13 protein-coding genes and 1 other annotated feature are annotated in these 13,395 nt (G+C 46.4%); of the genes, 4 read left to right on the top strand and 9 right to left on the bottom strand.

Annotated features, from left to right (window positions below):
* Nucleotides 1–141: 141 nt before the first annotated feature.
* The 5 genes from dltD to NYE62_RS19655 are packed head-to-tail and all read right to left on the bottom strand — an operon-like array spanning nucleotide 142 to nucleotide 4,428.
* Nucleotides 142–1,320, bottom strand: a complete 1,179-nt coding sequence (gene dltD / locus NYE62_RS19675; protein WP_012118763.1) for a D-alanyl-lipoteichoic acid biosynthesis protein DltD — start codon at nucleotides 1,318–1,320, stop codon at nucleotides 142–144.
* Complete coding sequence (gene dltC / locus NYE62_RS19670; protein ID WP_003150875.1) at nucleotides 1,321–1,557, bottom strand: D-alanine--poly(phosphoribitol) ligase subunit 2; 237 nt, start codon at nucleotides 1,555–1,557, stop codon at nucleotides 1,321–1,323.
* Nucleotides 1,558–1,573: 16 nt separating this feature from the next.
* On the bottom strand, nucleotides 1,574–2,755 hold the full coding sequence (dltB, locus tag NYE62_RS19665) for a D-alanyl-lipoteichoic acid biosynthesis protein DltB (RefSeq protein ID WP_012118762.1): 1,182 nt from the start codon (nucleotides 2,753–2,755) through the stop codon (nucleotides 1,574–1,576).
* Complete coding sequence (gene dltA / locus NYE62_RS19660; protein ID WP_012118761.1) at nucleotides 2,752–4,263, bottom strand: D-alanine--poly(phosphoribitol) ligase subunit DltA; 1,512 nt, start codon at nucleotides 4,261–4,263, stop codon at nucleotides 2,752–2,754. The genes dltB and dltA overlap by 4 nt, the downstream gene beginning before the upstream one ends.
* Before the next feature lie 15 nt (nucleotides 4,264–4,278).
* Complete coding sequence (locus tag NYE62_RS19655) at nucleotides 4,279–4,428, bottom strand: teichoic acid D-Ala incorporation-associated protein DltX (RefSeq protein WP_003150882.1); 150 nt, start codon at nucleotides 4,426–4,428, stop codon at nucleotides 4,279–4,281.
* 443 nt (nucleotides 4,429–4,871) lie between these two features.
* On the opposite strand from NYE62_RS19655, the gene NYE62_RS19650 reads away from it, so the two are divergent.
* Together NYE62_RS19650 and NYE62_RS19645 are read left to right on the top strand one after the other, a co-directional pair.
* Nucleotides 4,872–5,807: a 1,4-dihydroxy-2-naphthoate polyprenyltransferase gene (locus NYE62_RS19650; protein WP_007407733.1), complete on the top strand. Its 936-nt coding sequence runs from the start codon at nucleotides 4,872–4,874 to the stop codon at nucleotides 5,805–5,807.
* A 131-nt stretch (nucleotides 5,808–5,938) separates the two neighbouring features.
* A complete protein-coding gene (locus tag NYE62_RS19645; protein WP_007407732.1) occupies nucleotides 5,939–6,571 on the top strand; it encodes a GTP pyrophosphokinase family protein in 633 nt (210 codons plus the stop codon).
* Between the two features lie 56 nt (nucleotides 6,572–6,627).
* Here NYE62_RS19645 and tyrS read toward each other — a convergent pair whose 3' ends face one another.
* Together tyrS and NYE62_RS19635 are read right to left on the bottom strand one after the other, a co-directional pair.
* Entirely contained in the window at nucleotides 6,628–7,872 is a 1,245-nt protein-coding gene (gene tyrS, locus NYE62_RS19640; protein ID WP_144664734.1) for a tyrosine--tRNA ligase, read from the bottom strand.
* 45 nt (nucleotides 7,873–7,917) lie between these two features.
* Nucleotides 7,918–8,129 (bottom strand) — a binding site (T-box leader).
* Complete coding sequence (locus NYE62_RS19635; RefSeq protein WP_144664733.1) at nucleotides 8,126–8,623, bottom strand: MarR family transcriptional regulator; 498 nt, start codon at nucleotides 8,621–8,623, stop codon at nucleotides 8,126–8,128. (Overlaps the previous feature by 4 nt.)
* A gap of 178 nt (nucleotides 8,624–8,801) precedes the next feature.
* Between NYE62_RS19635 and NYE62_RS19630 the strand changes: the two genes are divergently transcribed.
* Nucleotides 8,802–9,662: a glycosyltransferase family 8 protein gene (locus NYE62_RS19630; protein ID WP_095352546.1), complete on the top strand. Its 861-nt coding sequence runs from the start codon at nucleotides 8,802–8,804 to the stop codon at nucleotides 9,660–9,662.
* Nucleotides 9,663–9,717: 55 nt separating this feature from the next.
* On the opposite strand, the gene NYE62_RS19625 is transcribed toward NYE62_RS19630, so the two are convergent.
* Nucleotides 9,718–11,463: a S8 family peptidase gene (locus NYE62_RS19625; RefSeq protein WP_095352557.1), complete on the bottom strand. Its 1,746-nt coding sequence runs from the start codon at nucleotides 11,461–11,463 to the stop codon at nucleotides 9,718–9,720.
* Nucleotides 11,464–11,624: 161 nt separating this feature from the next.
* Between NYE62_RS19625 and celB the strand changes: the two genes are divergently transcribed.
* Nucleotides 11,625–12,959, top strand: coding sequence for a PTS cellobiose transporter subunit IIC (celB, locus tag NYE62_RS19620; protein ID WP_007407728.1), 1,335 nt, complete (start codon nucleotides 11,625–11,627; stop codon nucleotides 12,957–12,959).
* Nucleotides 12,960–12,986: 27 nt separating this feature from the next.
* On the opposite strand, the gene NYE62_RS19615 is transcribed toward celB, so the two are convergent.
* Nucleotides 12,987–13,370 carry a VOC family protein gene (locus NYE62_RS19615; protein WP_003150894.1) on the bottom strand — a complete coding sequence of 128 codons (384 nt, stop codon included), beginning with the start codon at nucleotides 13,368–13,370 and terminating at the stop codon, nucleotides 12,987–12,989.
* Nucleotides 13,371–13,395 lie beyond the last annotated feature (25 nt).

The raw sequence follows: 13,395 nt of genomic DNA, 5'->3' as shown, positions 1-13,395 counted from the left end.
ATAATTTATATTCTATTGTATACCTTCAACAAATATTCGCAATAGTTTTCCTCAAATTTGTGAAAAAATCAAATCACATAAAAAGCAGGGGAGAGAATGCCCCCTGCGTGTTCGTTTTTACGTATTCTGTCATCACCGTGCTCAGTGAACCGTCACCTTGCCGGTTTTGTAAAACTGCTCCATTGCTTTATCGACGTACACCCAGCCCTTCCAGGCGATATGGATGGTGTCTTTCATAAAGTACGGATCATATTCGTGCCCGGATAAGTCGGCAACCTGAAAGCCCTTCGCTTTAATTTGCTTAGTGACTTTTTTGTAGTAATCAGTCCGGCCTTTTTTCGGGAAGCCGGTGTAGTCATACCATTTTCCGTTGACCGGAATAACCACGAACATCGGTTCAGCGCCGGCATCTTTCAGAATGTCCAGCATATCCTCAAAGTCGTGATATTCGACTGATTTGGCGTATGTTCTTCCTTTGTTGATTCCTTTCACTCTCTTTACTTTCTTCTTAATCTTTTTATAAGAAGCATCATCGATATAGAAAGGATTGGACTTGGAGCTCCGTTCTCCTAATTGAGCGGCGGCTGTTTTTAACTCTGACCACGATTTCCCTTTCAGGTTTTCAGAGATCGTCCGTTCAGGGCCCTTGTTTTCTCCCATTGAATAATAAAGATCTTTTTTCTCAAGCAGAGAATAATAAGCTTTGGCGGCCGGCATGACCGCTTTCACTTTCCATGATTGTCCGTTGACCATTCCCTTGTACAATTCAGAAAGGACGGCATCATGCTGAACGACTTTAAAACGGAGCATGCGCTTCATCATGTTCTTTTTGACCGCGGGATCAATCTGGTTATTAAATGCTAAATCCAATGCCTGAAGTGATGAAAAATTCGGCGCAAAGTGCTGTTCATCAGAACCTTTTTTGATAAACCATTGCGGAGAAACAATGAATACCAGCTTTTTGCCTTTCAGCTGCTGATAATGCGCCGCAAAGTTCACGGCGTGTATCAAGGATTGGTCCCCGCCTTTTCCGACAAGATAAGGCGTAAAGCCTTGGTTGTTCACTTGGAAATAGTTGGACGGGTGAAACTCATCCAGTCTTGAAAGCTCGGAAGAACCGAAAATCGGCAGATACTTCGAGTCTTCGAACATTTTGTTTTGAAGATAGAGCCCCTGGAACATATTCGGATTTAAGGCTGCCGCCGACTCTTCGACACGTTTTTCAGGAATGAAGCGCGTAAGCCATGAAGCCGGAACTGCGATAGCTCCGACAAACAGGACGAACGCTAAAATAATTGGTCCAAAGAAACGCTTTTTCATTTACTTCAACTCAGTCAGTTTGTTTACAATGTTGTTTGGCGTATTCCACTCGTCACGGTCAAATTCAGTGATCGGCACTGTAATGCCGAAGCGGTTTTCGATGGCGACCAGCAGTTCTACAGTTCCGAAAGAATCAAGCAGTCCTTCTTCAAAGATTTCAATATCAGGATTTTCTTTCACAGCGTCCTCCTGACAAACTTCAGCTAATACGTCTAATACTTCCTGTTTAAATTCCATGTGTTTTCAATCTCCTTTAGTGATGAAATGGTTTTCCTGAGAAAATATAAAATCCGAAACATACGAAATGGAATGTGATGACGATGGCTAAAAAGGCCGTAAAACGATTGGCGGGCAGCCACTTGTATTTCTTATTCCATTTCTCAAAAAAGTTATACCCGGTCATTAATACGGCGTGGTACAGGCCGTATACAATATATTGCAGAGCGAGTCCGTGCCAGACGCCCATCAGCATGAACAGCAGGAAATACCCGATGTTCGAGACGGCCATCCGGTTCTTTATCCATTTTTTCTTTGTCATCCAGAAAACAAAGCGCATAAATACGTAGTCTCTGAACCAGAAGGATAAGGACATGTGCCAGCGGTTCCAGAAGTCTTTAATGTTTTTGCTGATAAACGGCTTATTAAAGTTTTCCGGAGATTTGATACCCATGATATAGCTTACACCGACGGCAAACATCGTGTAACCCGCAAAATCAAAAAACAGGTACAAGCTGTATCCGTACATGTACAGCACATTACCCCACAGTTTGCTGTGGGTGATATGAGACAGATTCATAATGAAATACGTGTTAATCGCATATCCGATAATGAATTTGTATAAGAAACCGATAAAAATTTTATGAATGCCGGTATACAGTAAATCAGCGTATTCTCCCTTTGTCCATACTTTCTGTTCGTCCTTGGCAAATCTGCGGTATCTGTCGATCGGACCGGAAGAAATGGTCGGGAAAAACATAATAAAGTACAAAAGGCGGTGAAGCGGCATTTTTTCTTTAATCAGTCCGTCTCTCGTTTCCATGATCAGCTGGACGCCTTTAAATGTCAAATAAGAAATTCCTAAGAAACTGATCAGGTTATGAACCGGGTGATGAGGCGCCGGCGGAAAGAAAAACGGCCATAATTTAGATAAAAACAGGGGTAAAATGGACGCGATCACGGCCATACTGAAGACAAAGCCGCTGTTGGCTTTCAGTCTGTAAGCGAGATAACCCCTGATTAAAAGCACCTGCCACAGTGTAAAGATACATAGTGCGATCACGCCGTGCAGATCATGCGCGAAAATCAAAGCCAATACGATGATGGATATAAACATGTTGTATCCTTGGAATCTCTTGCCGTTCAGCCCTAAAATAATCGTCGGCAAAAGAAGGATTCCAAGTAAGATAAAGAAGAAAAACGAGCTGTAAGGCGTCATACAAGAACCTCTTCGCCAATGCGTTTACGGTCGATTTTTCCGTTCGCAGTCATTTGAATGTGATCCTGATAAATGAATTTTCTCGGAATCATGTAGGCCGGAAGCGAAGCGGCCAGTTCTTTCTTAATGGCGCTTGTCAGCTGGAATTCTTTTTCAAAATCATGTTTTTCAGGCACGATGGCGGCAATTAAATATTCGACAGGTCCGTTAGGCTGATACGGGATGACAACCGCCGTGCGCACATATTGAGACTGCCTTACATGTACTTCGATTTCCTCCAGCTCCATGCGGTAGCCGTGAAGCTTAATCTGGAAATCAAGGCGTCCTTGGCAGAAAATCTGACCATCCTGAACATAACCGGCATCACCCGTGTGATATGCCCACTGGCCGTCGATCGGGAAAAACGCTTTTTCCGTCAGAGAAGGTTCTCCGAGATAGCCTTTGCTTACGCTCGGGCCCGCGATGATGATTTCCCCTTTTTCTCCGTCCGGAAGCTTATTCCCGTTTTCATCCATGATGAAGATATCCATATCGGGTTTTGCAAAACCGACGGGCAGGGATTCATTTTCATCGATGATCTGCTGCGTAATTTCAACGGAGGTGACGGCAACCGTTGTTTCAGTCGGGCCGTATGTATTGAATACGCGGGCCTTCGGAAAACGGTTTAACAGCTCCTGTGCCACGGCAGCCGGAAGCGCTTCTCCGCAAAACATAAATACTTCTGCCTCAGGCAGGAGCTCCTGCGTAAAGCCGGGGTCCATCAGACACATTTGGACGAAAGACGGCGTCGATGTCCAGACGTTCAGTTTGGATTTCTCCAGCTCTTCAAATAGTACTTTCGGTTTATTGATTTTGTCTTTCGTTACGCAGTGCAGCGTACCTCCCGTTTGAAGCGACGGGAAAATGTCCATGACAGATAAATCAAAAGAAAACGGAGCTTGGTTTAAGAAAGTCTTACCCTCGCCCACAGGAAAATCCCTGCAGATCCAGTCAGTAAAGCTTTGCAGGTTATCAGCCGATATCTGCACGCCCTTCGGATTTCCCGTGCTGCCGGACGTGTAAATAATGTAAAACGTGTCCAGCTCTTTTACCCAGTTCTCACGGCTGAGGTCTGCATCTCCGTCAGCTGCAAGCTCTTCGGGCGTAACGGTTTTAATCAGATTGCTTCCCGTATCGACTGCATCGCCCGATACGCTGATAAGCAGCTCTGCGCCTGAGCTTTCAATGATTTTGACGATCCGCTCCGCCGGAATGGAAACATCGACAGGGATGTAAGGGCGGCCCGCTTTGACGCTTCCTAAGAAAGAAACGATCATATTCGGCTCCATATGTCCGTAAACCAGGACAGGCGCTTTCGAACCGTCAGCTGTATGTTTTTGAATGCCGGACGCAACCCGCTCCGACAAATCCCATAATTCCCCGTAAGTGAGGGAATGATCTAAGGAACGAAACGCTTCGGCCTGCGGCTTGGCGTCTGCGTATGTTTTTATAGCATCAAGTAGTTTCATAGTTATCCTCCCCGATTAGAAATCGTTGTAAATATAAGTGCCGGTATTCGCTGTATGAAATCCATACATCCAAAAGAGCAATACTAATATCAGAAAATAAAAGCCCGTATGAAACGTCCATTTGATCAATGTATTTTCATAAGCACGTTTTAATTTTTGCATCATATTCAAAATTCCTTCCCCGCGTATTCAATAATTACACCAGTATATGACGATTAGATTAACAAAAAGTTTCAAAATATGTCTAATATCCTAAGCTTAAAATTTCCTTAAAAATGAATGAGAAACAAAAGGATGGAAAACACGCATGTATAAATTGGCAAATGATCATACTAAAAAGGCGCTGTTCAGGCGGGATTTTTAACTTATCGTAAATATAAACGAGGTAAAAAAATTTTGGCGGCTTTTTCTTAAGCAGGCTTGTGCCGAACCCCAATGGAGAAGGGCGAAAAGCCGTTTCCGGCAGGATAGCCGATAAAGCGCCGCATCTTGTGAAATGAGGAAGAAATTATTATGATAGATAAGGTAGCAGAAAACGTGAAAACCCCAATTCAACACTACTGTTATCGGCTGACTGTGAAAGCCTTTTAATAGAAAGGAAGAGGAAAATGAATCAAAACAATATGGGGGGCAGCCAAAAGACGCCCGAGAAAGAAAGCATGGGCCGCATTTTGTGGCAGCTAACCCGCCCTCATACATTGACGGCATCGTTTGTGCCCGTACTTCTCGGCACCGTATTGGCGATGTTTTACGTAAAGGTTGATTTCCTGCTGTTTTTGGCCATGCTGTTTTCCTGCCTTTGGATCCAGATCGCCACGAACTTATTCAATGAATATTACGATTTTAAACGCGGTTTAGATACGGAGGATTCCGTCGGTATCGGCGGAGCGATCGTCCGCCACGGCATGAAGCCGAAAACAATTCTGCAGCTGGCGCTCGGCTCTTATGCGATTGCCCTCGTGCTCGGTGTTTATATCTGCATGAGCAGCAGCTGGTGGCTTGCGGCTATCGGCCTTGCCGGCATGCTGATCGGCTATCTGTATACGGGCGGCCCGTTGCCGATTGCGTATACACCGTTCGGGGAACTGTTCTCCGGCATTTGCATGGGCTCTGTATTTGTCCTTATTTCTTTCTTCATTCAGACAGGCAGAATTAATGAACAGAGCATTTTGATTTCCATCCCGATCGCCATCTTGGTCGGAGCCATTAATCTGTCCAACAATATCCGTGATATTGAGGAAGATAAAAAGGGCGGACGTAAAACCCTGGCCATTTTGATGGGGCATAGAGGGGCCGTCATGATACTGGCCGCATCTTTTGCCATCGCTTACATCTGGATCATCGGTCTTGTCATCATGGGTTACACAAGCCCGTGGCTGTTCCTGGTCTTCCTGAGCGTGCCGAAACCCGTTCAGGCCGTGAAAGGCTTTGTGAAAAACGAAATGCCGATGAACATGATTATTGCGATGAAATCAACGGCGCAAACCAATACATTTTTCGGATTCCTGCTTTCCATCGGACTCCTGATCAGTTATTTCCGCTGATCAAATGAAAAGGCAAATGCCATAACCGGCATTTGCTTTTTTTTATGACATAATCTTCACGATTTTGTAAAGAACCTGACCGCGGACTGATCCGTCTTATATACGGACAGCAAAGCAAGGAGATGAAAAAAATGGACTTGTCAACAGCCCATATGGATGATTTGAAAACGGTCATGGAAGATTGGAAAAATGAATTATTAGTTTATAAATTCGCTTTAGATGAGCTGGATACGAAGTTTTCTATCATCAGCCAGGAATATAATCTGATTCACGGGCATAACCCGATCGAGCATACAAAATCACGCGTAAAAAGTTTCGAGAGTATCGTCAATAAACTGATGCGCAAAGGCTGTGATGTGACGACGCAGGAAATGAAAGAGCATATTCATGATATTGCGGGTGTCAGGATTATCTGTTCCTTTATTTCCGATATTTATAATGTCGCTGAGGTTTTGAAGCAGCATAAGGACCTGAAGATCGTAAAGGTGAAGGATTATATCAAACACCCGAAGCCGAACGGCTACCGCAGCCTGCATTTGATTATTGAAATTCCCGTTTATTTGACGAATCGTGTGGAATATGTGAAGGCGGAAATTCAAATCCGCACCATTGCCATGGATTTTTGGGCGAGCCTTGAACATAAAATTTATTACAAATTAAATAACGAAGTCCCAAAGCATCTGACCGACGAGCTGAAGGAAGCGGCGGACATCGCCCATTATTTAGACGAAAAGATGCTTGGGATTAAGAAAGAAGTCGATTAAACGATTGACGCATCACAACCAGCCGGACCGCTTTTATGTGCAGTCCGGCTGTTTATTTATCCGTTTACGCGCAGCTGTACAAATTTTCGCTTGCCCACCTGAATCGTCATGCCGTCTTCTGCGGTAATGACGGTATGAAGGGCATCCGTTTTCTCCCCGTTCACTTTGACTCCGCCGTTTTGAATCATACGGCGTGCTTCGCTTTTTGAAGAAAAGAGTCCAATCGTGACGAGCAGCTCAATAAGGGGCACGGTCTTTTCTCCGTCCCATATGACGGTTTTCATATCTTCAGGCAGGCTGTTTTGCTGGAAGACACGCTTGAAATGCTGTTCTGCCGCATCCGCCGCTTTCCTGCCGTGGTACATTCTGACGATTGTACCCGCTAAGATCATTTTGGCATCTCTCGGATGAAGCTTTCCTGATTCCAAATCCTTCTCCATCTGTTTTTTCTCCGCAGGCTCTAAGTCTGTCGCTAAATGAATATATGTTTTCATCAGGCTGTCCGGCAATGACATCGTTTTGCCGTACATGTCGTTCGGATGCTCGTCAATACCGATGTAGTTGTTTTTTGATTTAGACATTTTTTCAACTCCGTCAAGACCCTCCAAAAGCGGCATGAGGATGACGACCTGCTTTTCTTTTTTGTAGCGTTCTTGGAAATGGCGGCCCATCAGCACGTTAAAATGCTGGTCCGTACCGCCGAGTTCGATATCGCTTTCGAGAACGACAGAATCGTAACCCTGCATCAGCGGGTAAAAGAATTCGTGAAGTGAGATCGGTTTTTTCATGGCGATGCGCTCCTCAAAGTCGTCGCGCTCCATCAGACGGGCGACAGTAATTTTCCCCGCTAATTCAATCACATCTTCCAGATTCAATGTCTTCAGCCATTTTGAGTTGCAGTGAAGTTCAACTTTGTCTTGATCCAGCACCTTGCCAAACTGTTCAAAATAGGTTTTGGCATTGTGTTGGACTTCTTCATCAGTCAGCTGTTTTCTGGCTTGCGACTTCCCCGTCGGATCACCGATTTTTCCGGTAAAATCCCCGATAACAAGCTGTATAATATGGCCGTTTTCTTGAAATTGGCGCAGTTTGTTTAACACGACGGTATGGCCCAAGTGGACGTCGGGTGCGGACGGATCAAGGCCGAGTTTAATGTTCAGCGGCTTGCCGGATGCCACTGATTTGGCGATTTTATTTCTCAATTCTTCAGGCGGTATGACGTCCGCGGCGCCGGTCATGTACAAATCCAGCTGCCTTTGCACTTCTTTTTCCTGATCATTCGTTAAAGTGATTGATTCCATCTTTTACATCCTCCTTTTTTTAGCCAAACAAAAAAGCCGCATCCCAAAAGGGACGTGGCTGTATGCACGCGGTACCACCCTGATTGAAGACGACGTCTTCCGCTCATTCGAATAACGGTTTCCCGTTCTTTGCTACTGAAGTTCACAAAGAAAGCTCAGGGAGGTAATTCACGTTTGTCTTTGTGCCGGCTTGCACCATCCGCCGGCTCTCTGAAACAGGGAGACAATCCGTTACTGATTCCCGTCATAGCTGCTATGTTATGAAATTGTCAGCGATTTTTTGCAGCAGGGCGGACAGCGTTTTTTGTTCCTGTTTATCCAGACAGGCCGTCAGTTCAATTTCCCCCTGATGAAAGTCGGGGTAAAGGTCTTCAATAACCTTTCTGCCCTCATCGGTAATATTGACGAATACAAGCCTGCGGTCTCTTTTGTTCGTTTGTCTGCTGCATAAGCCCTTCTTCTCCAAAGTCTTCAGGACATTGCTCGCCGTCGCCGCGGTAATTCCGGATAGAGCGGCTATCCTTCTTGTATCAAGCGTTTCCCATTCACAAAGGTCATACAGGATAGAAAACGCCGTCCATGATAATTTGTGTGCCGACAGCACCTCTTTCTCCATTTTTACACGGAGCTGCTGGGCGGACCGATAGAGTGCAGCGGCAATATAGGCCGCCTCTTTGTTTCGGCCGGATAGATCGGAAAAAGGCCTGTTCGGCTTCTTATTGTCTGATCCGGCATCGTTGCGATTCGTCAATGGCGTCATGCTCCTTATTATTGTCAGAATCATTAGCTATGAAATGAATTTTAACAGAGAATGCAATAGATATCAAATCGTAAACAGCACATTCCCGCAGAAAGAATGTGTAAGATCGAGGTTTACTTTTTAAAAAAAGGGAAAGACATTTGTACAACAAAAAGGGAGATGAATATCAGTGGGAAAGAATGAAACAATGCATATCGTATCATGTGCCGATGATCATTATGCTCGTCATTTGGGTGGGATGTTCGCTTCTTTATTGATGAATATGGATAAAACAAGGGATGCGAAATTATATGTAATCGACGGCGGAATTACTGCCGAAAACAAGGACAAGCTTGAACAGACCGCGATGTCATTCGGGACGCCGCTTGAATTTTTAGAAGTAGACGCTGATCAATACAAGCATGCAGTCGAAAGCAGCCACATTACAAAAGCGGCTTATTACCGCATTTCCATCCCTGATTTAATAAAGGATGAGTCCGTAAAACGGATGATTTACATTGATTGCGATGCAATTGTGATGGAAGATATTTCGGCTTTATGGGATTTGGATATTTCCCCGGCAATAGTTGCGGCGGTAGAAGACGCCGGACAGCATGAAAGGCTGAAAAAAATGAATATCAGCGAAACTGCCAAGTATTTTAATTCCGGCATTATGATTATAGATTTCGAACCTTGGAGAAAACAAAATATTTCCGAAAAGGTGATTGATTTTATCAACGAAAACAGCTCGGAGGATTTTCTCGTGTTTCATGATCAGGACGCGCTTAACGCGATCTTATATGATCAATGGCATGAACTGCATCCGCGCTGGAACGCGCAGACGCATATTATCATGAATGAGAAAACGCCTCCTGAACTGATCGACCGTATACGTTACAGAGAAACACGTGCCGAACCGGCCATCGTCCATTTCTGCGGCAGCGACAAGCCTTGGAATACAGGCACCTCGCACCCGTATCGTGATCATTATTTCCGATATATGTCCTTTACGAAATGGAACACGATCGACCGCCCGGCCATGAACCAATAGGCAGGTGTGATGAAACGCTTGTGAAGCCGTTATCCGGCTCATAAGCGTTTTTTTGCTATTTCACCCGAATCGCACGCACGCGTTTTTGCAGGCCGGTCTTTTCGGCAGACGGCTGCAATCGGCTGACTGCCGTTTGCGCCGCTGATTTTGCTTTTTTCGTCTTGGTTTTTTCAGCCGTTTTTACTTTGTCTCTAGCCTGCTGCCGGTTGAGTTTATCTTTTATCCTCTCAAGCCGTTTTTCCAGAGCGGTTTTTTCTTTTCCCGGCTGGATTTCGCTGACTGCTTTTTGGGCTTTTGCGGTGCTGGCCTCGGAGGTCTTTTTTTCCGCCTGTTTGACGCTGGCTTCAGCTGTTTTCAAAAGGCTTGAGTTGACAGCGTTCAGCCGCTTTTGCAGCCCTTTTTTCTCTGAACCGGCCGGTAATTTGCGAATGGCGCTTTGTGCGGCATTAACGGCGGTTTTTTTCTTTTGTTTTTCGGCAGTCCGGACTTTGTCTCTTGCGTCCGTCACATTTCTTGCCGTCTGAACTTTATTGATCCGGGACTCGAGAGCGGTTTTTCCCTTTGACTTGGACAGCTTGCTGACGGCCGTTTTTGCTTGATTGATATCTGCCTGTTTTTTCGTCTTTTCCGCTTTTATTACGGCCCGTTCGGCAAAGCTCTTTTGCTTTACGTGATATTGCACCAGGCCGTACCCGAATCGGTTGTCACGTCCGGGAGCGCCCAGATCTTTGACGTTTTGCTGCATCTGCTGCCGGAGCTGTGTATTTGTTTCCTCGGGATATTTCTGCCTGAGCAGCGCGAACATGCCGGTGACGTGGGGCGCGGCTTGAGATGTGCCGTCAGCCGTGGCGTACATTTGATTCAGATACGTGCTCGTAATATTGGTGCCGGGTGCGGCAAACTCAATTTGTTTTCCGGTCGTGGAAAAAGCCGCGAGCCCGTTTTTTTCAGTTGACGCTGAGACTGCCGTTACGCTGCTGTAGGCACCCGGATAATTGACGGGTTTTTTGTTGCCGTCGTTTCCTGCGGCGGCTACGATCACGATTCCTTTTTTGTATGCTTTGTCTACGGCGTCGTGAAGAATTTTGCTGTCTGCGTTAGTTCCGAGGCTCATATTGATGATGTCCATTTTATTGGCGATCGACCAGTCGATCGCTTTAAGAAGGCTTTTAAGATCCCCTGCACCCTTTCTGTCTAATGCTTTAACCGCATATAACCGGACATCCGGCGCGATGCCGTCAATGCCGTATCCATCATGTTTTGCCGCAATGATTCCGGCGACATGCGTCCCGTGTCCGTTGTCATCTTTGTATGAAGAAGTATAGCTGACTGCGGAATAGCCTCCGGCAATGGAAAGGTCATCATGAGGGTAAATGCCGCTGTCAATGACAGCCACTTTCACCTTTTTTCCCGTCAAGCCTTCTTTCCACGCCTGCTTGACCTGAGTCGGTTCTATATCCCATTGCGGCAGCGCGTCACTGCTGCTTTGGGCCGCTGATAACGGGCGGATATCAGAACCGCCTGCTGCCTGAAAGGATACATTGTCTTCTACATATAAGATGTCAGGGTCCTGTTTCAGGTCTTTCACCGTTTGTGAATCGGCTGACACGGCGACTGCCGGGAGATGCTGATAGGTCTGTTCCACATCCGCTCCGCTGTCTATGGCGGATTCCTTGCCGTTTTGATTTTTGTACACCACGATAACGTCCCGGTCGTGCGTCTCGGCGTGCGCGGGCGCCGCGGCGGAGAACAGGCCGGCGCACAAGGCCGCGGCCATTATCGGTTTCAGGGTGTGATACATTGCAATTCCCCCTTTTTCTTTATATATCGGCAGTGCGGAATTCTTTTTTTCCTGAGGGATAAGGAAAATTTCTGTATGCAAATGTAAGCGTTTCCAAAATATGATGGAGAAAATGCTTTAAGACATCTGCGCAATGAACTCAAAAAGGGGGTTTTTGATAAATGAGTACGTTCAATCGGGTCATGGAAGAAAAAATCATGCCTGTCGCCGGAAAAGTCGCCGGCCAAAGGCACTTAAGAGCTTTGCGGGACGGCATTATTTTGACTATGCCGCTTATCATCATCGGATCGGTTTTTCTGATTCTGACGAGTCTTCCGATTCCCGGTTATGCCGATTTTATGGCTGGTCTTTTCGGTGAAAATTGGGTTGAAAAGCTCGGGTATCCCGTGAATGCGTCCTTTGACATTATGGCGCTTGTCGCCGCCTTTGGGATTGCCTACCGGCTTGCGGAAAGCTATGAGGTGGATGCCCTGTCGTCGGGAGCCATTGCCCTTGCCGCCTTTTTATTGGCGACGCCGTATCAGATTCCGTTTATTCCTGACGGCTCGGCAACAGAGATTATGGTGGGAGGCGGCATTCCGATTTCGCTGCTCGGAAGCAAAGGTCTGTTTGTCGCGATGATCATTGCAATGCTGTCTACGGAAGTGTACCGGTTTATCATACAAAGAAATATCGTCATTAAAATGCCTGACGGAGTGCCGCCTGCGGTCAGCAAATCGTTCGTTGCGCTCATCCCCGGTTTCATTATTATTACGCTTGTATGGCTGGCCCGTCTGTTTATTGAAATAACTCCTTTTAAAAGCCTCCACAATGTCGTAGGCGATCTGCTGGGCACCCCGCTGTCTATTTTGGGCGGGAGTCTCGGCGGAAGTCTTATCGCCGAATTCGTGCAAATGCTGCTTTGGTCGTGCGGCATACACGGCGCGTCCATTATCGGCGGCGTCATGTCGCCGATCTGGTACGGGGCGATGGACGCCAACCGTTTGGCTTTTCAGGCGGGAGAAGCGCTGCCGAGCATTTTTACGACACAGTTCTTTCAAATATGGATTAATGTCGGCGGAAGCGGAGCGACGCTTGCCCTTGTGCTGACCATGCTTGTGCGCTCCAGAAGCAAACAGATGAAACAGCTCGGCCGTCTCGGCATCGGGCCCGCGATTTTTAACATTAACGAACCGATTATTTTCGGGATGCCGCTCGTCATGAATCCGCTGTTAATCGTGCCCTTTATCATTGCGCCGCTCTTGACCATTACGGCGACGTACATCGGGATGAGCACGGGGATGGTGGCAAAACCGGCGGGAATCGCCGTGCCGTGGACGATGCCGCCGCTGATTTCCGGTTATTTGGCGACGGGCGGGAAAATCTCCGGTTCGGTCATGCAGCTGATCAATCTCCTGATTACATTTATCATCTATTATCCGTTTTTCCGAATTTGGGATCTTCAAAAATGGAGAGAGGAACGGGCGGCGGAACAAAACGTCACTGAAGAAACATAAAAAAAACGGGCGCTTTCGCCCGTTTTTTTAACGCTGGAAAAATTCGATCCATTCGCCGTCAGGTCCTTCAATGTAAAAGTAGCGGTACCCGTTCGGAAGCGTCGTGATTTCTTCATCGATAAATACGGCGCCCTGACGCTTCGCATGCGTGAACTCCGCCGCGATATCTTCAGTTAATAAAGCGACATGATGGACTTTTCCTTCTGCGGGAAGCTCGCTGCTGTAGCCCTGGATCAGCTCAATTTCTGTCTCCGGCCCTTCCTGAAAGCCGAGAAAGGCAAGTTCAATAATGCCGTTCGTATGAGTGATACGATCCTTTAACTGCATACCGAGAACGTCTTGATAAAAGGCGATGGATGTTTCAATATCTTTGACCATAATGCCTGTATGGTCGATTCTTTTGGCTGTCATGGTTTTCCCCCTGTTTTGAATTTTT

Origin of the sequence: Bacillus sp. FSL K6-2861 (assembly GCF_038630725.1) — a bacterium.
Lineage (GTDB): Bacteria > Bacillota > Bacilli > Bacillales > Bacillaceae > Bacillus > Bacillus velezensis.
Note: the sequence above shows the minus strand (reverse complement) of the source record. Positions and strands in the feature narration are given on the sequence as shown.

Bases quoted from the DNA above. Each gene is read 5' to 3' on its own strand.
- dltD (WP_012118763.1), bottom strand. From the start codon at position 1,320: ATGAAAAAGCGTTTCTTTGGACCAATTATTTTAGCGTTCGTCCTGTTT.
- dltC (WP_003150875.1), bottom strand. From the start codon at position 1,557: ATGGAATTTAAACAGGAAGTATTAGACGTATTAGCTGAAGTTTGTCAG.
- dltB (WP_012118762.1), bottom strand. From the start codon at position 2,755: ATGACGCCTTACAGCTCGTTTTTCTTCTTTATCTTACTTGGAATCCTT.
- dltA (WP_012118761.1), bottom strand. From the start codon at position 4,263: ATGAAACTACTTGATGCTATAAAAACATACGCAGACGCCAAGCCGCAG.
- NYE62_RS19655 (WP_003150882.1), bottom strand. From the start codon at position 4,428: ATGATGCAAAAATTAAAACGTGCTTATGAAAATACATTGATCAAATGG.
- NYE62_RS19650 (WP_007407733.1), top strand. From the start codon at position 4,872: ATGAATCAAAACAATATGGGGGGCAGCCAAAAGACGCCCGAGAAAGAA.
- NYE62_RS19645 (WP_007407732.1), top strand. From the start codon at position 5,939: ATGGACTTGTCAACAGCCCATATGGATGATTTGAAAACGGTCATGGAA.
- tyrS (WP_144664734.1), bottom strand. From the start codon at position 7,872: ATGGAATCAATCACTTTAACGAATGATCAGGAAAAAGAAGTGCAAAGG.
- NYE62_RS19625 (WP_095352557.1), bottom strand. From the start codon at position 11,463: ATGTATCACACCCTGAAACCGATAATGGCCGCGGCCTTGTGCGCCGGC.
- celB (WP_007407728.1), top strand. From the start codon at position 11,625: ATGAGTACGTTCAATCGGGTCATGGAAGAAAAAATCATGCCTGTCGCC.
- NYE62_RS19615 (WP_003150894.1), bottom strand. From the start codon at position 13,370: ATGACAGCCAAAAGAATCGACCATACAGGCATTATGGTCAAAGATATT.